Genomic DNA, 21,443 nt, shown 5'->3' on the forward strand with positions numbered 1-21,443 from the left:
GGGCCAGGTCGCGGGCGGCTCGTAGGCTCAGGCCCGATGACCGATACACACACCTCCCCCGCGCCCGACCGCTCCGCCGTCCGCTCCCTGCTGCGCCTGTGGCCCTACGTCAGACCCGTGCGCGCGAGGTGGGGCGGGGCGGCGGTCGTCGCCGTCGTGGCCTCCTGCCTGAGCCTGGTCTTCCCCCTCGTACTGAAGTGGATGGTCGACGGGCCGATCGCGGACGGCGACCCGGGAGGGGTGTGGCTGGGCGCGGGCATGCTGCTCGGGCTCGGGATCGTCGAGGCGCTGCTGTTCGGCTTCCGGCGCTGGCTGGTGGCCCGGCCGCTCGCCTCGGTCGAGGCCCAGTTGCGGGCCGGCCTGTACCGGCACGTGCAGCGGCTGCCGGTGGCGTTCCACGACAAGTGGGCCTCGGGGCAGTTGCTGTCGCGCGGCACGACGGACCTGATGCTGATCCGGATGTTCCTGGCGTTCCCGCTGACCTTCCTGGTCGTCAACGGGACCACGATCCTGGTGGGGTTCGTGCTCCTCCTGCTTCAGGACTGGTCGCTGGCGCTGGTGCTGATGGTGCCGGTGGTTCCGCTGATGGTCCTGTGTGCGGTCTTCGAGGGGAAGTACGCCCTGGTGTCGCGCAAGGCGCAGGACCAGGTCGGGGACCTGACGACGGTCGTCGAGGAGAGCGTGCTCGGCATCCGGATCATCAAGGGCTTCGGCAGGCACCGGGCACAGGCGGCCGCGTTCCGGGAGCTCTCGCAGCGGCTGCGCGGTACGGAACTGGCCAAGGCCAGGCTCCTCGCGGGCATTCTCGGCTCCATCACGGTCGTGCCGGAGCTCGCCATCGGCGCGGCGCTTGTACTCGGCACGATCCAGGTGGCGGACGGCGGGCTGTCGGCGGGGACGCTGGTGGCGTTCCTGTCGACGGCGCTCGCGCTGCGCTGGCCGGTGGAGTCGATCGGCTTCCTGCTGGCGATGAGCCAGGAGGCGGCGACGGCGGCGGACCGGTTCTTCGAGGTGATGGACGTGGCGCGGGAGGCCGAGCCGAAGGACGGGACGGAACCGGCGGGGCCGGGCGAGGCGGGGCCGGGCGAGGCAGGGCCCGGCGAGGCAGGGCCCTGCCCGGCGGGGCCCGGCCCGGCGCGGCCGGACGAAGGGTCCGGCGGGCTGCGGTTCGAGGGGGTGGAGTTCCGGTACCCGGACGCGCCCGCCGACTCCGCACCGCTGCTGGACGGCGTCGACCTGCACATCAGGCCGGGCGAGACCCTCGCGCTGGTCGGTGCCACCGGATCGGGCAAGACGACGCTGACCGCGCTGGTGCCCAGGCTGCACGAGGCGACCGGCGGCCGGATCACGCTCGACGGGCAGGACATCGCGGAGATGCCCCGCGCGCGGCTGCGCGAGCTGGTGTCGGTCGCGTTCGAGGAACCGACGCTGTTCTCGGCGACGGTCGGAGAGAACGTACTGATGGGGGCGGGTGCGCTGGGCGCCGGGGACGAGGAGCTGCGGCGCGCGCTGGACGTCGCCCAGGCCGACTTCGTGCACCGACTGCCCGAGGGCTCGGACACGGAGGTCGGTGAACAGGGGCTCAGTCTCTCCGGCGGCCAACGACAACGGCTCGCACTGGCGAGGGCGGTGGTGGGCAAGCCGCGCTTCCTGGTCCTCGACGACCCGCTCTCGGCTCTCGACGTGCACACGGAGGCACTGGTCGAGGCGGCGCTGCGGCGGGTGCTCGACGACACGACGGCGCTGGTGGTGGCACACCGGCCGTCCACGGTGATGCTGGCCGACCGCGTGGCACTGCTGTCCGCGGGCCGCGTCACGGCGGTGGGCACCCACCACGAACTACTGCGCGACAACGCGGAGTACGCATGGCTGATGTCGGGAGCGGGGGCCGGGGCGGACGCGGAGGCGGACTCGGACGGGCCGGCGGACGGGCCGACCGGCACGGAAGCGGGCGGGCTGGCGAACGCAGAAGCAGACGGGCCGGCGTACGCGGGAGCGGGCGGGCCGACCGGCACGGAAGCAGACAGGCCGACCGGCGGGGTTGGGCCGGCGGACGCGGACCCGGACAGGCCGACCGGCACGGAAGCAGACAGACCGACAGGCGCGGAAGCGGGCGGGCCGACCGGCACGGAAGCAGACAGACCGACCGGCACGGAAGCGGACAGACCGACCGGCGCGGAAGCAGACGGGCCGGCGGACGCGGCCGATCCGACCGGTGTCGCCGCAGCAACGACCCCCTCCGACGTCCCCACCACAAGCGGCGCTCCGACCCCTCCCACCACCCCCCGCGCACAGAGCGCCTCCGCAACGACTCGTCACGAAGGGGTGGGCGCGTGACCACCATTGACCAGGGCAAGTCGCCATCGACCGTCGAGCAGCACGCCTCCACCGCGGCCTCCACCGCGTCCGATGCCCCGGACGCCCCGGCCACCCCGGACGGCCCGGGTGGCCCCCTCTCCCCCGACTCGTTCGACCGCGACGAGCTTCCCTCGCCTCCCGGTGCCACCTGGCACCTGCTCGGTTCGCTGTTGCGGCCGCGTCGTCCGTACGTCCTCGTCTCCGTCCTCCTCCTGCTGCTCCAGCAGGCCGCCGTGCAGGCCGGTCCGCTGCTGGTCGCGTACGCGATCGACCGGGGCGTACCCGCGTACCGGCGGGACGACTACGGGCCGCTGGTCTCGGTCGCGGTCGGCTACCTGGTCTGCTCGGTGGCCTCCGGCCTGCTCCAGTACGCGTTCTTCCGCACGTCCGCCCGCGTCAGCCAGGACGTGCTCCTCGATCTGCGCGGCCGGATCTTCCGGCACGCGCAGGCGCTCAGCGTGGACTTCCACGAGCGCTACACCTCGGGCCGGCTGATCTCCCGCTCCACCACCGACGTGGAGTCCCTGCGCGAGCTCCTCTCCGAGGGCCTCCAGGAGCTGATCGGTGTCGTCCTCGCCTTCGTCTCCATCTCGGCGATGCTGCTCTGGCTCGACCTCGGGCTCGGCGCCGTCGCGGTGGCCTCCTTCGTACCGCTGTATCTACTGGTGCGGCTGTACCAGCGACGGGCGGGTGTGGTCTTCGGCCGGCGGTCCACGGCGGTCGCCGCGGTGATCGTGAAGTTCGCCGAGACCCTGAACGGCATCCGCCCGGTGCAGGCCTTCCGTCGCGAGCGCGCCAACGACGCGGCATTCGCCGCCCTCAACCGGAGGCACGAAGTCTCCAACGGGGACAGCCTGTTGGAGATGGCCCGGTATGTGACCGGCTCCCGCCTGATCGCGAACACCGCCGTCGCCGGCATCGTCCTGTGGGGCGCCCACCGGGTCGCCGACGGCAGCCTCGCGCTCGGTGTGCTCGCGGCAGCGGTGCTGTACCTGCGGCGGCTGTACGACCCGATCGACCGGATGGGCATGTTCCTGAACGCCTTCCAGTCGGCGGCGGCCTCGCTGGAGAAGATCGCGGGGCTGCTCGCCCAGACCCCGACGGTCCCCGAGCCGGCCGAGCCGAAGCACCTGCCGTCCCGGGATGGTGAACGCCCCGGCCGCGAGGTGGAGTTCGCGGGCGTACGGTTCGCCTACCGCACCGGTGGCGAGGTGCTCCCGCGCTTCGACCTGACCCTGCGTGCGGGCGAGACGGTCGCGGTGGTCGGCTCGACGGGCGCCGGCAAGTCGACCCTGGCGAAACTCCTCGCGCGCTTCTACGACCCGACCGAGGGCCGGGTCCTGCTCGACGGCACCGATCTGCGTCATCTCGCGGTGCCGGAGCTGCGGCGCGGGGTCGTCATGGTCACCCAGGAGGCGTTCCTGTTCTCCGGCACGGTCGCCGAGAACATCGCGATCGGCCGCCCGGAGGCCACCCGCGCGGAGATCGAGCAGGCCGCGAGGGCGATCGGCGCGCACGAGTTCATCGTGGGGCTGCCGGACGGTTACGACACGGACGTGCGCAAGCGGGGCGGGCGGATCTCCGCGGGCCAGCGGCAGTTGGTGGCCTTCGCCCGTGCGCTGCTCGCCGATCCGGCGGTGCTGATCCTGGACGAGGCGACCAGCTCGCTCGACATCCCCGGCGAACGGGCGGTGCAGCGGGCGATGCACACGGTGCTGCACGGGCGCACCGCGGTCGTCATCGCGCACCGGCTCTCCACGGTGGAGGTGGCGGACCGGGTGCTGGTGATGGAGCACGGGAGGATCGTCGAGGACGGCGCCCCGGCCCGGCTCATCGGCGGCGACGGCCGGTTCGCGGACCTGCACCGGGCCTGGCGGGACAGCCTGGTCTGAAGCGAGGGGGAGACGGGCAGGAGGACGCGTACGCCACCCCTGCCCGCTGCCCCCTCCGGTCACTTCTTGCGGCGTCGCAGCAGCACACCGGCGACCAGCACCGCGGCGGCCACACCGAGCACGGCCGCCCGGTGGTCGCGTACCGGCCCCGGCGCCTTGTCCTGCCAGATCTCCTCGGCCTGTGCCGCCCTGGCCTTGACCTGCTCGGACAGCTCGGCGGCCTTCGCCGACGTCTGCTCCTTGAGCTCCAGGGCCTTGACCGCGGTCTGCTCCTTGAGTTCCACCGCCTTGACCGCCGTCTGCTCCTTGAGCTCGGCGGCCTTGACCGCCGTCTGCTCCTTGAGCTCCGTGGCCTTGGCCGCGGTCTGCTCCTTGAGCTCGCCTGCCTTCTCCTGAGCACGGGCCTTGACGTCGGTCTTGTCGGCCAGCGCCTGCACCGTCTCGCCCAGTTCGTGCCGTGTCTGTTCGACCTGCTCGCGCAGTTCCTCGGGGCTCTCGGCGGTGGGCTCGTCGTGGGGTGGCTGCGTCATCGCTTGGCACTCTCCTTGATCTCGGCCACATCGGCCTTCACGCTGTCGATGGTCTGTTCCGGCGCGGGCCCGGACGCCTTGCCGACCTCCTTCTTGCCGGTCAGCGCCAGTACCGCGGTGACCAGGCCGAGGACGGCCGTCACGATCAGGGCCGCGGCCCACACCGGCAACGGCACGGCCAGGCCCGCGATCGCGGTGGCCACCAGGGCCTGGAGGGTGAGGAACCCGGCCAGCCCGGCGCCGCCGAAGAGCCCGCCGCCCTTCCCGTACCGCTTGCCCTTCTCCTTCATCTCGGCCTGTGCCAGCCGCATCTCACCGCGCACCAGCTCGGTCAGCTGTTGCGAGGCGCGGTGCACCAGTTCACCGACCGGAGCCTGGGACGCACCGGAGTCCCCGGTGGCGCCCACGGGTCCGGCGCTGACGTGCCCGGTGCTGCCGGCGGTGCTGCCGGCCTCGTACCGGCCCGATTCATCCATCACTCACGCTCCTTGACGACGACCAGCTCCAGGTACCCGCTCCGGGCCGACGTTCACAGAAACACGCGCGCCAGTTGACGAATACGTACGGCGGGGCCTTCACGCCGCCCCCACAACCCCACGGGTAAGGTCGCGAAGCACCCGCAACTTCACACGCCTGCAACACTTTTCGGCTCACTGGGCACAGGTTTTCGGCCATGCGCGGATACTGGGACCATGACGTGGAGGCACCCCCTCCGGGCGGCTGTGCGGGAGGTGCCGTACGCGGGCTTTGCGATGGCAGCGCGCGCGGCACGGGACATCCATCCGTAAGCCCGTTCGGGACGGGATTTCCTACCGGGATTCCCTTACACACGGGCAAACGATCCGGATACCGAACATGACCATTCGAGCAACGGAACGCTTCCGGCCAACTTGTTGACGCGGTCCTGACAGCAGGCGGGTCCGACTGTCACTCTTCCGACGTTCCACGCACCAACTGCTCTGTCTGCTCTGCAAGTTCAGCCCGGGACGGCCCGACCCAGCCGACCGGTACCCCCCTCGCAGAAGGAGTTCGCGTGAGATCCACGCACCGCAAGCGCGCCACCGCGTCCGGCGCCCTGCTCGCCGCCGCAGCACTGCTCGCCGTCGGCGTCCAGACCGGGACAGCCAGTGCCGACGACGGATGGGACGTCGCGCCCAAGGGAGCGGCCGCGCAGCCCAACCCCGGGGCCCAGCCCGCCAAGCTCACCCCCGCGCAGCGCGCGGTCCTGCTGGCCAAGGCCAACGAGACCAAGGCGGCCACCGCCAAGGAGCTCGGGCTCGGCGCCAAGGAGGCGCTCCTCGTCCGCGATGTCGTCCAGGACCTGGACGGCACCACGCACACCCGGTACGAGCGCACCTACGGCGGCCTCCCCGTCCTCGGCGGCGACCTGATCGTCAAGAAGGACAAGGCCGCCAAGACGCGGGGCGTCTCCCGCTCCACCACCGCGAAACTCCAGGGCATCGCCGCCGCCGCGAAGGTGGCCCCGGCCGCCGCCGAGAAGCAGGCGCTCGGTCTCGCGAAGTCCGCGGGCTCCGCCAAGACCGAGGCGAGCAGCGCGCCCCGCCAGGTCGTCTGGATGGGTTCCGGCGCGCCGGTCCTCGCCTGGGAGACGGTGGTCGGCGGGCTGCAGCACGACGGCACCCCCAACGAGCTGCACGTCGTCACGGACGCCGCCACCGGCAACAAGCTGCACCAGTGGCAGGCCGTCGAGAACGGTGTCGGCAACACCCAGTACAGCGGCCAGGTCACCGTCGGCTCGACCCTGTCGGGTTCGACGTACAGCCTGACCGACGCCGGCCGCGGCAACCACAAGACGTACGACCTGAAGGGCGGCTCGTCGGGCACCGGCACCCTCTTCACGGGTCCTGACGACGTCTGGGGCAACGGCACGCCCTCCAACCGGGAGACGGCGGGCGCGGACGCCGCCTACGGCGCCCAGCTCACCTGGGACTACTACAAGAACGTGCACGGGCGCACCGGTATCCGCGGTGACGGCGTCGGCGCGTACTCCCGCGTGCACTACGGCAACGCGTACGTCAACGCGTTCTGGCAGGACTCCTGCTTCTGCATGACGTACGGCGACGGCCAGGGCAACAGCAAGCCGCTGACCTCGATCGACGTGGCCGCGCACGAGATGACGCACGGCGTCACCTCGGTGACCGCCAAGCTGGTCTACAGCGGCGAGTCCGGCGGCCTGAACGAGGCGACCTCCGACATCTTCGCGGCGGCCGTCGAGTTCAACGCCAACAACGCCCAGGACAAGGGCGACTACCTGGTCGGCGAGAAGATCGACATCAACGGCAACGGCACGCCACTGCGCTACATGGACAAGCCGTCCAAGGACGGCGCGTCGAAGGACGCGTGGTACTCGGGCATCGGCGGCATCGACGTCCACTACTCGTCGGGCCCGGCGAACCACTTCTTCTACCTGCTGTCCGAGGGCAGCGGCGCGAAGGTCGTCAACGGGACCTCCTACGACTCCCCGACCTCCGACGGCCTGCCGGTCACCGGCATCGGCCGCGACAAGGCCGAGAAGATCTGGTTCAAGGCGCTGACCACGAAGTTCACCGCCAACACCAACTACGCCAACGCCCGCGTCGGCACGGTGGCCGCGGCGACCGAGCTGTACGGCGCGAACAGCCCCGAGGTCAAGGGCGTCGAGAACGCGTGGGCCGGCATCAACGTCGGGGCGCGCCCCGGCGGCGGCGACCCGGACCCGGGCGGCACGGTCTTCGAGAACCAGACGGACGTCGCGATCCCGGACGCCGGTGCGGCCGTGACCTCGTCCATCCCGGTCAACAAGACGGGCAACGCCCCGGCGGCCCTCAAGGTCGACGTGGACATCATCCACACCTGGCGCGGTGACCTGGTCATCGACCTGGTCGCCCCGGACGGGACCACGTACCGGCTGAAGAACTCCAGCTCCTCCGACTCGGCCGACAACGTGAAGGCGACGTACACCGTCAACGCCTCCGCGAAGCCGGCGGCGGGCACCTGGAAGCTCAAGGTCCAGGACGTGGCGGCGCAGGACACCGGCCGCATCAACGGATGGAAGCTGACCTTCTGATCCGCTCCGCAAGCGGACCGAACAGCTGACGGCCTGAACAGCGGTGCCCGGAACCGGCAACGGTCCCGGGCACCGCTGCGTGCGGGCCAAGGCCTAGGGTCTTTCGTTTGGATCAGGCTGGATCAGGGAGCGGGGTCCGGTGCCGTGGATCGCAAGGCGGAGGAGGGAACCATGGCGGAGCCATGGTGAGTGACGACAACGCCGCGAGGCGCGGTGCCGGGGCACGCGAGCCCAGCATGATCCAAACGAGAGGCCCTAGGTTCGTGCCATGCGTGTCATATCCGCCCTGCGCAGGGACGGCCACCGTGCCGTGCTGCTGGACCTCGCCCTGTGGGTGTTCCTGAGCTCCTTCGTGCTGATGAAGGAGGACCCGAACGGCGGGGGCTCCTGGCCCCTGACGGCTGCGGGCACCGTCTCCCTCGGGGTGGCGGTGCTCTTCTGCCGTGGTGCGCCGCTGGTCGCGCTGACGGTCGCGGTGGTGTGCGGAGCCCTGCGCAGCCCGGAGCTGTTCACCCCTTCGTACGCCGTCGCGATGTGTGTCTTCGCCTTCCTCGCGGGGCGGCGGAGCGGGCGCACCCGGCCCGCCGTGCTGGTCTTCTCCGGGTACGCCGGCGCCGGCCTCCTCTGGTGCCTGCTCTGCGACGTCAGGCTGTGGGTGTGGTTCACCCAGCTGACGAGCCTGCTGCTGCAGGCCGTGGTGCCGTGGCTGATCGGGCGGTTCGTGCGGAGTTACGCGCGGATGGTCGCCGACGGCTGGGAGCTGGCCGACCGCATGGAGCGCGAACAGCGGGCGGTCGCGGACCGGGAGCGGCTGCGGGAGCGCTCCAGGATCGCGGGCGACATGCACGACTCGCTGGGCCACGACCTGTCCCTGATCGCGGTACGGGCAGCCGCCCTGGAGGTCAGCCGGGCACTGCCGCCGGCCGAACAGGAGGCGGCGGGCGATCTGCGCCGGGCGGCGGCCGATGCCACGGCCCGGCTGCGGGACATCGTCGGCGTGCTGCGCGCGGACGACGAGGACGCGCCGAGAACGCCGGCCGACGAGACGGTGGACGCGGTGGTGCAGCGGGCCAGGCGGTCGGGCGTCGAGGTGGAACTCACCGGCGGCGAGGCACTGTCGGGCCTGCCGCCGACGGCCGACCGGGCCGTCCACCGGGTGGTGCAGGAGGCGCTGACCAACGCGACGAAGCACGCGCCGGGCGCGCCGGTGCGGGTGGCGTCGACGGGCGGTACGGAGGTGGTGACCGTCGAGGTCGTCAACCGCCCGCCCGTACGGCCGGCTTCGAGCGGACTCGCGTCGGGCGGGACGGGGCTGGTCGGTCTGGACGAGCGGGTGCGGCTCGCGGGTGGCACCCTGACGCACGGCGCCACCCCGGACGGGGGATTCCGGGTCCGCGCCCGGCTGCCGCTGACCGGCTCCCCGCTCCCGGTGCCCGCCCCCTCGCCCACCGCGGCGGGTGAGTTGCGCCGTGCGCGCCGGGACGTCAGGCGCGGCCTTGTGCAGGCGGTGGTGGCGCCGGTGGCCGTGGTCGCGGTCGTCGGCGTGCTGATGCTGCTCTTCCAGCAGTACACCCAGTCCCGGTCGGTGCTCGGCCGCGGCGAGTTCGACCGGATGCGGGTCGGCGAGGAGCGGACCGCGCTGGAGGCCCGGCTGCCCGACCACCCGCTGGACGGCCCGCCGGAGGGCGTCGGCCCCGAACCCGCGGGAGCCGACGCCTGCCTCTACTTCCGTACCCTCCGCCACGACACGACGCCGGTCTACCGGCTGTGCTTCACGGACGGCCGCCTGACCTCGAAAACCGTCGCGGAGGACGTCCCCAACGAGGAGCGACGCCGACCGTAGGTGCAACGCCGGCCCGCCCGTGACAGCACCGCACGCGACAAGAGCACCGCCGGCCGTGGGAGCACCGCACGCGACAAGAGAGATCCGCCGACCGTGGGAGCACCGCGCGCGGTGGAGCACCCCCGGCCGCAGCCGCACCCTCTGTCACGGCAGGAGCCCCCTACCGCATCAGCACCCCCGCGCCCTCTCCCGTGGCCTCGGTCGGCAGCACCAGGAGCCCCATCTCCACGCCGCTGCCGAGCAACCGGTGTGCGGGCAGCACCCGGACCGTGTATCCGTACGGTCCCGTCCGGTCCAGTGCCAGCGGGCCCTCGTACGTCCACCGGCCCTCCAGGTCCGGCCCGGACGCGGGCTTGAGCGGGAAGGTCTGCGCGCCGCCGATCCGGTCCTCGGAGTCGACGCGCCCCGCGACGGCCTGCACCTCCACGTCGTCCGGCCCCAGCTCACCGAGCTCCACCCGGACCCGCAGCGAGAGGGTGGAGCCGAGTTCGGCCGTGCCGTTGACCGCCGCGGGGGCGAGCGCCTCCACATGGTCGACGGCGACGCCGGGCCACGCGCCGCGCACCCGCGCCTTCCAGCCCGCCAGCTCCCGCGCGCCGTCGGGCCCCAGGTCCCGGTGCGCGCGGGCGGCCGGTGCGTACAGCCGCTCCACGTACTCCCGCACCATCCGTCCCGCCAGCACCTTGGGGCCGAGTGTCACCAGGGTCCGGCGGACCATCTCGATCCAGCGGTCGGGGAGCTGGTCGCGGCCCTGCTCGTAGAAGCGGGGGGCGACCCGCTGCTCGATGAGGTCGTAGAGGCCGTTCGCCTCCAGGTCGTCCCGCCGGTCCTCGTCGGCGCCGGCGCCGTCCGCGGTCGGGATCGCCCAGCCGAAGTCGGGCTCGAACCACTCGTCCCACCAGCCGTCCAGGACGGACAGGTTGAGACAGCCGTTGAGCGCGGCCTTCATTCCGCTCGTGCCGCACGCCTCCAGCGGCCGGAGCGGGTTGTTCAGCCATACGTCGCAGCCCGGGTAGAGCTTCTGCGCCATCCGCATCCCGTAGTCGGGCAGGAAGACGATCCGGTGCCTGACCCGCGGGTCGTCGGCGAACCTGACCAGCTGCTGCACCAGCCTCTTCCCGCCGTCGTCGGCGGGGTGGGCCTTGCCGGCGACGACGATCTGGATCGGCCGCTCGGGGTGCAGCAGCAGTTCCGTCAGCCGGTCACGGTCGCGCAGCATGAGGGTGAGCCGCTTGTACGAGGGGACCCGGCGCGCGAAGCCGATGGTGAGGACGTCGGGGTCGAGCACTCCGTCGATCCAGCCCAACTCGGCGTCCACCGCGCCGCGTTGCAGCCAGGACGCGCGCAGCCTGCTCCGCACCTCGTGCACCAGGTTCTCCCGCAGTACCCGGCGCAGGTCCCAGATCTCGGCGTCCGGGATCTCGGCGACGGCGTCCCAGCGGGGTGAGCCACCGACGGACAGCGCGTCCTCGGCGCGGCCGGGGCCGATCTGCCTGGCACCGAGCCGGACGACCTCGGGGTCGACCCAGGTGGGGGCGTGCACGCCGTTGGTGACCGAGGTGATCGGCACCTCCTCCGGGTCGAACCCGGACCACAGCCCGGCGAACATCCCCCGGCTCACGGCACCGTGCAGCAGGGAGACGCCGTTGGCGCGCCCGGCCAGGCGCAGGCCCATCACGGCCATGTTGAAGAGGTTGGGCTCCCCGCCGGGGTAGGTCTCCATGCCGAGCTGGAGGATCCGCCCGGCCTCGACCCCGGCGAGCTCGCCGTCGTCCCCGAAGTGGCGGGCGACCAGCTCGCGGTCGAAGCGGTCGATGCCGGCCGGGACGGGGGTGTGGGTGGTGAAGACGGTGCCGGCCCGCACGGACTCCAGTGCGGCGTCGAAGTCCAGCCCGCCACCGCCGGTCCCGCCACCGGTCCCGCCGCCGTCCGCCGCACCGCCGTCCGCCACAGCGCCGGCCGTCCCGCCGGCCCCCAGTTCGCGGATGCGCTCCAGGCCGAGGAAGCCGGCGTGCCCCTCGTTCGTGTGGAACACCTCGGGCTCGGGGTGCCCGGTCAGCCGGCAGTACGCCCGTACCGCACGCACGCCGCCGATTCCCAGCAGCATCTCCTGCAGCAGCCGGTGCTCGCTGCCACCGCCGTACAGCCGGTCGGTGACGTTGCGCTCCCCCGGGGCGTTCTCCTCGACGTCGGAGTCCAGCATCAGCAGGGGTACGCGCCCCACGTGCGCCTGCCAGATGTCGGCGTGCAGCGCGCGGCCGCCGGGCAGGCGCAGCGAGACCCGGCACGGCGATCCGTCCGCCTCCCTGAGCAGGGTCACCGGCAGCTCGTTGGGGTCCAGCACGGGGTAGTGCTCCTGCTGCCAGCCCTCCCGGGACAGCGACTGGCGGAAGTAGCCGTGCCGGTAGAGCAGGCCGACGCCGATGAGCGGGACACCGAGGTCGCTGGCGGCCTTGAGGTGGTCCCCGGCGAGGATGCCGAGGCCGCCGGAGTACTGGGGAAGTGCGGCCGTGACGCCGAACTCGGGCGAGAAGTAGGCCACGGCGGCGGGGAGTTGGGGCGCCTCGCCCGGCCGGACCTCCTGCTGCTCCTGGTACCAGCGCCGCCCGGCCAGGTACTCGGTGAGGTCGTCGGAGACTGCGGTGAGCCGCTGCAGGAACGGACCGTCCCCGGCCAGGGCGGCGAGCCGCTCGGCGGAGACGGCGCCGAGCAACCGTACCGGATCCTCTCCGGAGGCCTGCCACCCCTGCGGGTCGATGGACTGGAACAGTTCCCGGGTCTCGGTGTGCCAGGACCATCGCAGGTTGCGGGCGAGATCGCTGAGCGGGCGGAGCGGGTCGGGAAGAACGGGACGCACGGTGAACCGACGGATTGCCTTCACAGGACCACCTTCGCAGGGGCAGCGGTTTCCGGACGAAGACGCCACGATGCGTCTGCGCCCTTCACTCCGACGGTAAGGCCGATCGCCCCTCGCCCTCCACGGCGCACGCCCGGCGGGCGGGGGTGCGCGCCGTCCCGGTGTCCCCCGGTCGGCGGAATTCCGTCCCCCGCGGCCGGAGCTTCAACAACTGCCCACGTGACGCTGAAGGTTGGGCAAACACAAGCCCCACGTGAACGGCGGGACCCCGTTGTTTTTCGCCTGGTGGTCTTGCACGCACCGTTACGCGACGGTAGTTAACACGGCACCGGATTGACTCCGGGAGGTGTAGGGGAAGCCTCCTCCCGGTACCCGGTGAAGAGAGCACCCGAACACGCACCCGAATGCCTCATATCCCGCCACCCGAGTGACTGTTCATTCTTCGGACGCCGGACAGGAGCGGTCATGCCCGCACCCCGCAGGTCGAGCACGGATAGTCACGAGCAGCTAGAGACAGCGCGCCCCGCCCAGAGCCGAAGCGGCTCCGTTGAAGATCGGCCCACAGGTGAGCACATGATCGGTCGTATTCCCGTCCTGGACGTCCTTCCCGCGGTCGACCGCGGACGAAGGCCGGCCAAGGCGGTGGCCGGAGAAACGTTCCAGGTCTCCGCCACCGTCTTCCGTGAAGGCCACGACGCCGTGGCCGCCAACGTCGTCCTCGTCGACCCGAAGGGAAAGCCCGGCCCCTGGACCCCGATGCGTGAGCTCGCGCCCGGCACGGACCGCTGGGGCGCCGACGTGACCCCCGACGCCGTGGGCCGGTGGTCCTACGCCGTCGAGGCGTGGGGGGACCCCGTCTCGACCTGGCGCCACCACGCGGGGATCAAGATCCCGGCGGGCCAGGACACCGAGCTCGTCCTCACCGAGGGCGCCGAACTGTACGAGCGCGCCGCGGCGGGGGTGCCGAAGAAGGACGGCCGCGAGGCGGTCCTGGCCACCGTGGACGCCCTGCGCGACACGCGGCGCCCCGCCGCCGCCCGGCTCGCCGCCGCCCACACGCCCGAGGTCGACGCCGCCCTGCGCCGGTACCCCCTGAGAGAGCCGCTCTCCACCTCCGACCCGCTGCCGCTGCTGGTCGAGCGCCCGCGCGCACTCTTCGGTTCCTGGTACGAGTTCTTCCCCCGCTCCGAGGGGGCGACCCCGTCGCAGGACGGTGCTACGGCGACCGGCAGGCTGCGCAGCGGCACCTTCCGCACCGCCGCGGAGCGGCTGCCCGCCGTCGCCGCGATGGGCTTCGACGTGATCTATCTGCCGCCGATCCACCCCATCGGCACCACCCACCGCAAGGGGCCCAACAACACGCTCTCCGCCACCGAGGCGGACGTGGGCGTGCCCTGGGCGATCGGCTCCGCCGACGGCGGCCACGACGCGATCCACCCGGACCTCGGCACCTTCGAGGACTTCGACCACTTCGTCGCCACCGCCCGCGACCTGCGCCTGGAGGTGGCCCTCGACTTCGCCCTCCAGTGCTCGCCCGACCACCCCTGGGTCACCGAGCACCCCGAGTGGTTCCACCACAGGGCCGACGGTTCCATCGCGTACGCCGAGAACCCGCCGAAGAAGTACCAGGACATCTACCCCATCGCCTTCGACCGCGACATGGAGGGCCTGGTCACCGAGACCCTGCGGATCCTGCGGCTGTGGATGGGGCACGGGGTGCGGATCTTCCGCGTCGACAACCCGCACACCAAGCCGGTCGTCTTCTGGGAGCGGGTGCTCGGCGAGATCAACCGCACCGACCCCGACGTGATCTTCCTGGCCGAGGCGTTCACCAGGCCCGCGATGATGCGCACCCTCGGCGCCGTCGGCTTCCAGCAGTCGTACACCTACTTCACCTGGCGTAACACCAAGCAGGAACTCACGGAGTACGCGCTGGAGTTGGCGCACGAGACCGCTTCGTACATGCGTCCGAACTTCTTCGTGAACACCCCCGACATCCTGCACGCCTACCTCCAGCAGGGCGGGCGTCCGGCCTTCGAGGTGCGGGCCGTGCTGGCGGCGACGCTGTCGCCGTCCTGGGGTGTGTACGCGGGCTACGAGCTCTGTGAGAACACCCCGTTCCGGGACGGCAGCGAGGAGTACCTCCTGTCCGAGAAGTACCAGCTGAAGCCGCGGGACTGGGAGGCGGCGGAGCGCGAGGGCCGGACGATCGCGCCCCTGATCACCACCCTCAACCGGCTGCGGCGGCGCCACCGCGCGCTCCAGCAGCTGCGTGACGTGCACTTCCACCACACGGACAACGACGCGGTGATCGCGTATTCGAAACGCTGCACGGGAGCCACGGAGGGCGACGGGGCCTCGAACACCGTTCTGGTGGTCGCGAACCTCGACCCTCACCACACCCAGGAGGCCACGGTCTCGTTGGACATGCCGGCACTCGGCCACGAGTGGCACAGTGCCGTCCCGGTGCGCGACGAGCTCACCGGCGAGACCTACCACTGGGGCAGGGCCACCTACGTGCGACTGGAGCCGGGCCGTGCGCCCGCGCACATCGTGACCCTGCGACCGTCCCCGCTGACCGGAGGGTCACCCACATGATCGTCAACGAGCCCGTTCACGACACCTTCGAGGACACCCCCGCCAAGGACCGGGACCCCGAATGGTTCAAGCGCGCGGTCTTCTACGAAGTCCTCGTCCGGTCCTTCCAGGACAGCAACGGCGACGGCGTCGGAGACCTGAAAGGCATCACCGCCAAACTGGACTACCTCCAGTGGCTGGGCGTCGACTGCCTCTGGCTGCCGCCGTTCTTCATGTCGCCGCTGCGCGACGGCGGCTACGACGTCTCCAACTACACGGCGGTCCTCCCGGAATTCGGCGACCTCGCCGACTTCGTGGAGTTCGTCGACGCCACGCACCAGCGTGGCATGCGCGTGATCATCGACTTCGTCATGAACCACACGAGCGACCAGCACGACTGGTTCCAGCAGTCCCGCAACGACCCCGACGGGCCCTACGGCGACTACTACGTCTGGGCCGACGACGACAAGCAGTACCAGGACGCCCGGATCATCTTCGTCGACACGGAGACCTCCAACTGGACCTTCGACCCGGTGCGCAAGCAGTACTACTGGCACCGGTTCTTCTCGCACCAGCCGGACCTCAACTACGAGAACCCCATGGTGCAGGAGGAAATCATCTCCGCCCTGCGCTTCTGGCTGGACCTCGGCATCGACGGATTCCGCCTGGACGCGGTGCCGTACCTCTACCAGGAGGAGGGCACCAACTGCGAGAACCTGCCGCGCACCCATGAGTTCCTGAAGCGGGTGCGGGAGGAGATCGACGCCTCGTACCCGGACACGGTGCTCCTCGCGGAGGCCAACCAGTGGCCCGAGGACGTCGTCGACTACTTCGGCGACTTCGAGAAGGGCGGGGACGAGTGCCACATGGCGTTCCACTTCCCCGTCATGCCGCGCATCTTCATGGCGGTGCGCCGCGAGTCGCGCTACCCGGTCTCGGAAATCCTCGCCAAGACCCCGGCGATCCCCTCCAGCGCCCAGTGGGGCATCTTCCTGCGCAACCACGACGAGCTCACCCTCGAAATGGTCACGGACGAAGAGCGCGACTACATGTACGCGGAGTACGCCAAGGACCCCCGGATGCGCGCCAACATCGGCATCCGCCGCAGGCTGGCCCCGCTGCTGGACAACGACCGCAACCAGATCGAACTGTTCACCGCCCTGCTGCTCTCCCTGCCCGGCTCCCCGATCCTCTACTACGGGGACGAGATCGGCATGGGCGACAACATCTGGCTCGGCGACCGCGACGCGGTACGCACCCCGATGCAGTGGACACCCGACCGCAACGCCGGGTTCTCCTCCTGCGACCCGGGACGGCTCTCGCTGCCGACCATCATGGACCCGGTCTACGGCTACCAGGTGACCAACGTCGAGGCCTCGATGACCTCGCCCGCGTCCCTGCTGCACTGGACCAGGCGCATGATCGAGATCCGTAAGCAGAACCCTGCCTTCGGTCTCGGCTCGTACACCGAACTGCCGTCGTCGAACCCGGCCGTGCTCGCGTTCCTGCGCGAGGCGCCCTCCACCGTCGAGGGCGAGGACGACCTGGTGCTGTGCGTGCACAACTTCTCCCGGTTCGCCCAGCCCACCGAGCTCGACCTGCAGGTGTTCAACGGACGGCACCCGGTTGAGCTGATCGGCGGAGTGCGCTTCCCCGCGATCGGCGAACTGCCGTACCTGCTGACCCTGGCGGGACACGGCTTCTACTGGTTCAGGCTGCGCAAGCCGACCTCCCTGGTGAGGCCGCCCAAGTCCAAGCGCTGAGGGGCCGGGTGTCCCGGCGGGGCGGTTTCCGCCGCCCCGCCGGGGGCACCCGCCCCTCATACGCGTACCCGACACGTCCCGTACAGCCGGACAGCTTTGCCGTAATCCGGGACACTCTGTGCATTACGTGTGCCCGGGGAAAGGACGCGATGCCATGTCGGAGGCTGCTTCCGCCTCGCCGCTCATTTCTCCACCGACGTCCCCGCCCGTCCCGCACGCCTCGTCGGCCCTGCTCGCCTCGCTCGCCCCGCTGCTCCACGAATGGCTGCCCCGGCAGCGGTGGTTCGCGGGGAAGGGGAGGCCGGTGGACGACTTCACCCTGGTGTCGGCGACGGAGCTGCTGCCGCTCACCGGTTCACCGGGGCTGCTCCATCTGCTCGTGCGCGCCGTGCAGCCGGCGGCCCCCGCACAGATCCCCGGGGTGCCACCGCCCGCCGACTGCTACCAGCTGCTCCTCGGGGTGTGCAGGTCGCTGCCGCCGGTGCTCGCCACCGCGCTGATCGGCCGGGTGCAGGAGGGCCCGCTGGCCGGATACACCGTGTACGAGGGGCTCGCCGACCCGAAGGTCGCGGCTCTGCTGCTCGAACGGCTCCGGGTGCCGGGAACGCTCGGCTCGCTGCGCTTCGACAAGGACACCGACGCGCACTTCACGGCCGGCCTCGTCGCCAGGCCACTGGACTCCGAACAGTCCAACTCCTCACTGGTGTACGGAAATTCGTACATCCTGAAGATCTTCCGACGGGTCCATCCGGGGGTGAACCCCGATCTGGAACTACCGCTCGCGCTCGGCCGCGAGGGGTGTGCGCGAGTACCGGCGCCGGTCGCCTGGTTCGAAGGGGCGAACCCGGAGGACCCCACCGAGCCGTTCACCCTCGGACTGCTCCAGCCGTTCCTGGACGGTGCCGACGACGGCTGGCAGCTGGCCCTGAAGGCGCTCGCCACCGACGCGGACTTCACCGCGGAGGCGTACGCGCTGGGCCGGGCCACCGCCGAGGTGCACACCACGCTCGCCGCCGCCCTGCCGACGCTCACCCTCGGCCGCCCGCAGGCCGAGGCCCTGGCCGCGCAGATGGCCGAGCGGCTGGAGGCGACGGTGCAGGCGGTACCCACGCTGCTGCCGTACGCGCCGGGTCTGCGGGCCGCCTTCGACGCGGTACGGGAACTCGGCGGCGCCGGTCCGGTCGTCACCTCGCAGCGCGTCCACGGCGACCTCCACCTGGGCCAGGCGCTGCGCGGCCCCGACGGCGAATGGTCGGTGATCGACTTCGAGGGTGAGCCCGCGAAACCGCTCACCGAACGCCGCCGCCCCCAGCCCGTCGTACGCGACATCGCGGGAATGCTCCGCTCCTTCGACTACGCGGCACGGATGCACCAGCCGTGGAACCCCGAATGGGCCGAGCGTTGCCGCGCCGCCTTCTGCGAGGGGTACGCGGCCGCGTCCGGCACCGACCCACGCCACCAGCCGGTACTGCTGCGGGCGTACGAGACCGACAAGGCGGTCTACGAGGTGCTGTACGAGGCCCGGCACCGGCCGGACTGGCTGCCCGTGCCGATGGCCGCCGTCCAGCGGCTCGCCACCCCCCTGCCCCCTTCCGACCGACCCTGACCGCCCCACCCTGCCCCATCTCCCCCCCGCTCGAACTCCAATGCTGTTCCTGAGGAGGACGCACCCGTGACCCCCCGTCCCACCACCCCTCCCCCCGGCGAAGACGCTCCACCCCCGCCCCGCCGCCGCGCGCCCGGCGCCACGGCACCCAAGGCCCCGAAGCCGAGGGCGGAGAAGACCGAGGAGGCGAAGCCCGCGGAAGTGCAGCCCGCGGAGGTCAAGCCGGCGGCGGCGAAGGCCAAGCGCGCCAGGTCCAAGCCGGCCACGGCCGCCGAACCGGCCACGGCGAAGCCCGCCACGGCCAGGACCGTGAAGGCCAAGTCGGCCACGTCGAAGCCTGCCGGGGCCAAGCCGGCCGCGGCCCGGTCGGCCGCTGCCAAGCCTGCCGAGGCGAAGCCCGCAGCGGCCAAGGCCGTCAAGGCCGTCAAGGCCGCCAAGACGAAGCCGGCGAGGACGCGGCCGGTGAAGGCCACGTCCGTGCAGGCCACGTCCGTGGATCCCGGGTCGGCCGAGGCCGGTTCCGCGACGGCCGTGCCCGCGCTTACCGCGACCGCGGAGGCTGTGCCCGTCGCGGGCGCGCCCGTGGCGGCCGGTTCACTGCGGACCCTGCCCGTGGAGAGCGAACCGGTGACCCTCTCCGCGCAGGCCGGGCCGGTGCGGACCGTTCCCGGGCAGGCCGAGTCGGTGGAGCCGGAGGCCGCCGTCTCCCCCTCCCCCACGGCCCTGTCCGGTGACGGCGTGCAGCCCGCGCTCCCGCTCGGCGGTGAGGAGCGGTCGCGACTGCTCGCGGGGACCCACCACGCACCGCACGGCGTGCTCGGCGCACACCCCGCCCCCGCGCCGGGGCGCGGCGTGCTGTTCCGGGTGCTCCGGCCGCACGCGAAGGCGGTCGCCGTCGTCGCCGACGGGGTGCACACCCCGCTCTTCGACGAGGGCGACGGGCTGTTCGGCGGCGTGCTGCCGCTCACGGACGTCCCGTCGTACCGGTTGCGGGTGACGTACGAGGACAACGAGATCACGGTCGACGACCCGTACAGCTTCCTGCCCGCGGTCGGCGAACTCGACCTGCACCTCATCGGCGAGGGCCGCCACGAGGAGCTGTGGAAGGCGCTCGGCGCCGAGCCGATGACCCACCAGGGCGTCACCGGCACCCGGTTCACCGTGTGGGCGCCGAACGCGCGCGGGGTCCGGGTGGTCGGGGACTTCAACTACTGGGACGGCGCCGGGTGCCCGATGCGCTCGCTGGGCGGCACCGGGGTCTGGGAGCTCTTCCTCCCCGGGGTCGGCGAGGGCGCGCTCTACAAGTTCCAGATCACCCGCCCCGACGGCTCCCACACGATGCGTGCCGACCCGATGGCCCGGCACGCGGAGGTGCCGCCCGCGAACGCGTCGATCGTCACGGCCGCACATCACGAGTGGCAGGACGCGGACTGGATGGCGAGCCGCGCGGAAAGGCCCGTGCACGAGGCGCCGCTTTCCGTATACGAAATCCATCTGGCTTCCTGGCGGCCGGGCCTGACGTACCGCCAGCTCGCCGAGCAGCTGCCCACGTACGTGTCCGACCTCGGGTTCACGCACGTCGAGCTGATGCCGGTCGCCGAGCACCCCTTCGGCGGCTCCTGGGGCTACCAGGTGACCGGGTTCTACGCGCCGACCTCCCGGATGGGCGGTCCCGACGACTTCCGCTTCCTGGTCGACTCCCTGCACAGGGCAGGGATCGGCGTGATCGTCGACTGGGTGCCCGCACACTTCCCGCGCGACGACTGGGCGCTCGCCGAGTTCGACGGCCGGCCGCTGTACGAGCACGAGGACCCGATGAAGTCGGCGCACCCCGACTGGGGCACCCTCGAATTCGACTTCGGCCGCGCCGAGGTGCGCAACTTCCTGGTGGCGAACGCGAGTTACTGGTGTGAGGAGTTCCACATCGACGGACTGCGCGTGGACGCGGTCGCCTCGATGCTCTACCTCGACTACTCGCGCGAGGAGGGCCAGTGGGCCCCCAACGCGCACGGCGGCCGGGAGAACCTCGACGCCGTGGCCTTCCTCCAGGAGATGAACGCCACCGTCTACCGGCGCAACCCCGGCGTCGTCACCATCGCCGAGGAGTCCACCGCCTGGGACGGCGTCACCCGTGCCACCCACCACGACGGGCCGGGCGGTTTCGGCGGTCTCGGCTTCGGCCTGAAGTGGAACATGGGGTGGATGCACGACTCCCTCGACTACGTGTCGAAGGAGCCGGTGCACCGCAAGTACCACCACCACGAGATGACCTTCTCGATGGTCTACGCGTACAGCGAGAACTACGTCCTGCCGATCTCGCACGACGAGGTCGTGCACGGCAAGCGCTCCCTGGTGAGCAAGATGCCGGGCGACTGGTGGCAGCAGCGCGCCACCCACCGTGCCTACCTGGGCTTCATGTGGGCCCACCCGGGCAAGCAACTCCTCTTCATGGGACAGGAGTTCGCGCAGGGCGCCGAGTGGTCGGAGGCGCACGGCCCGGACTGGTGGCTGCTCGATCCGTCGTACGGCGCGGAGGCGGAGCACCGGGGCGTGCGCGACCTGGTGCGTGACCTCAACGCCGGTTACCGGCAGGCGCCGGCACTCTGGGAGCGCGACACGGTCCCCGAGGGCTTCGCCTGGGTGGACGGCAACGCGGCCGAGGACAACGTGTTCGCGTTCCTGCGCTACGACGCCGCGGGGAACCCGCTGCTCGCGATCTCCCACTTCTCGCCCGTCGTACGGCACGACTACCGCATCGGCGTCCCCGACGACGTGCCCGCGTGGGCCGAGGTCCTGAACACGGACGCGGCCGACTACGGCGGCAGCGGCGTGCACAACCCGGAGCCGCTGAAGCCGGAGTCCGTCCCGCACCACGGCCGCCCGGCCAGCATCCGGATCACGCTGCCGCCGCTCGCGACGGTGTGGTTCCGGCCGGCGTGACCGGCGCGGG

The 21,443-nt window shown here is 71.7% G+C and carries 11 protein-coding genes; 8 read left to right on the plus strand and 3 right to left on the minus strand.

The window, feature by feature from the left end; genetic code table 11:
* Positions 1-36 precede the first annotated feature (36 nt).
* Together ACIQM4_RS04945 and ACIQM4_RS04950 are read left to right on the plus strand one after the other, a co-directional pair.
* Positions 37-2,337, plus strand: a complete 2,301-nt coding sequence (locus ACIQM4_RS04945) for an ABC transporter transmembrane domain-containing protein (protein WP_401586189.1) — start codon at positions 37-39, stop codon at positions 2,335-2,337.
* A gap of 5 nt (positions 2,338-2,342) precedes the next feature.
* Positions 2,343-4,250: an ABC transporter ATP-binding protein gene (locus ACIQM4_RS04950; protein ID WP_401588074.1), complete on the plus strand. Its 1,908-nt coding sequence runs from the start codon at positions 2,343-2,345 to the stop codon at positions 4,248-4,250.
* 59 nt (positions 4,251-4,309) lie between these two features.
* On the opposite strand, the gene ACIQM4_RS04955 is transcribed toward ACIQM4_RS04950, so the two are convergent.
* Both ACIQM4_RS04955 and ACIQM4_RS04960 read right to left on the minus strand, forming a co-directional pair.
* Entirely contained in the window at positions 4,310-4,780 is a 471-nt protein-coding gene (locus ACIQM4_RS04955; RefSeq protein WP_401586192.1) for a DUF3618 domain-containing protein, read from the minus strand.
* Positions 4,777-5,256 carry a phage holin family protein gene (locus ACIQM4_RS04960; protein ID WP_401588077.1) on the minus strand — a complete coding sequence of 160 codons (480 nt, stop codon included), beginning with the start codon at positions 5,254-5,256 and terminating at the stop codon, positions 4,777-4,779. Before ACIQM4_RS04960 ends, ACIQM4_RS04955 begins: the two co-directional genes overlap by 4 nt.
* Positions 5,257-5,813: 557 nt before the next feature.
* On the opposite strand from ACIQM4_RS04960, the gene ACIQM4_RS04965 reads away from it, so the two are divergent.
* Positions 5,814-7,847: a M4 family metallopeptidase gene (locus ACIQM4_RS04965; RefSeq protein ID WP_401586195.1), complete on the plus strand. Its 2,034-nt coding sequence runs from the start codon at positions 5,814-5,816 to the stop codon at positions 7,845-7,847.
* Positions 7,848-8,115: 268 nt separating this feature from the next.
* Complete coding sequence (locus ACIQM4_RS04970; protein ID WP_401586198.1) at positions 8,116-9,690, plus strand: sensor histidine kinase; 1,575 nt, start codon at positions 8,116-8,118, stop codon at positions 9,688-9,690.
* A gap of 160 nt (positions 9,691-9,850) precedes the next feature.
* Here the strand turns inward: ACIQM4_RS04970 and glgP are convergent, their stop codons facing one another.
* Complete coding sequence (glgP, locus tag ACIQM4_RS04975; protein ID WP_401586201.1) at positions 9,851-12,571, minus strand: alpha-glucan family phosphorylase; 2,721 nt, start codon at positions 12,569-12,571, stop codon at positions 9,851-9,853.
* A gap of 549 nt (positions 12,572-13,120) precedes the next feature.
* On the opposite strand from glgP, the gene ACIQM4_RS04980 reads away from it, so the two are divergent.
* From ACIQM4_RS04980 to glgB, 4 genes are all read left to right on the plus strand, one after another.
* Positions 13,121-15,145, plus strand: coding sequence for an alpha-1,4-glucan--maltose-1-phosphate maltosyltransferase (locus ACIQM4_RS04980; protein ID WP_401586204.1), 2,025 nt, complete (start codon positions 13,121-13,123; stop codon positions 15,143-15,145).
* Positions 15,142-16,887 (plus strand): maltose alpha-D-glucosyltransferase, encoded by a 1,746-nt coding sequence (gene treS / locus ACIQM4_RS04985; RefSeq protein ID WP_401586206.1) that lies wholly within the window; start codon positions 15,142-15,144, stop codon positions 16,885-16,887. Before ACIQM4_RS04980 ends, treS begins: the two co-directional genes overlap by 4 nt.
* Positions 16,888-17,041: 154 nt before the next feature.
* Complete coding sequence (locus ACIQM4_RS04990) at positions 17,042-18,493, plus strand: maltokinase (protein ID WP_401586208.1); 1,452 nt, start codon at positions 17,042-17,044, stop codon at positions 18,491-18,493.
* A gap of 66 nt (positions 18,494-18,559) precedes the next feature.
* The gene (glgB, locus tag ACIQM4_RS04995) at positions 18,560-21,433 is read left to right on the plus strand and encodes a 1,4-alpha-glucan branching enzyme (RefSeq protein WP_401586211.1); all 2,874 of its coding nucleotides are present in this window, start codon (positions 18,560-18,562) and stop codon (positions 21,431-21,433) included.
* The last annotated feature ends 10 nt before the right edge of the window (positions 21,434-21,443 follow it).

The sequence above is a fragment of the Streptomyces sp. NPDC091272 genome (genome assembly GCF_044757485.1).
Taxonomy (GTDB): Bacteria; Actinomycetota; Actinomycetes; order Streptomycetales; family Streptomycetaceae; genus Streptomyces.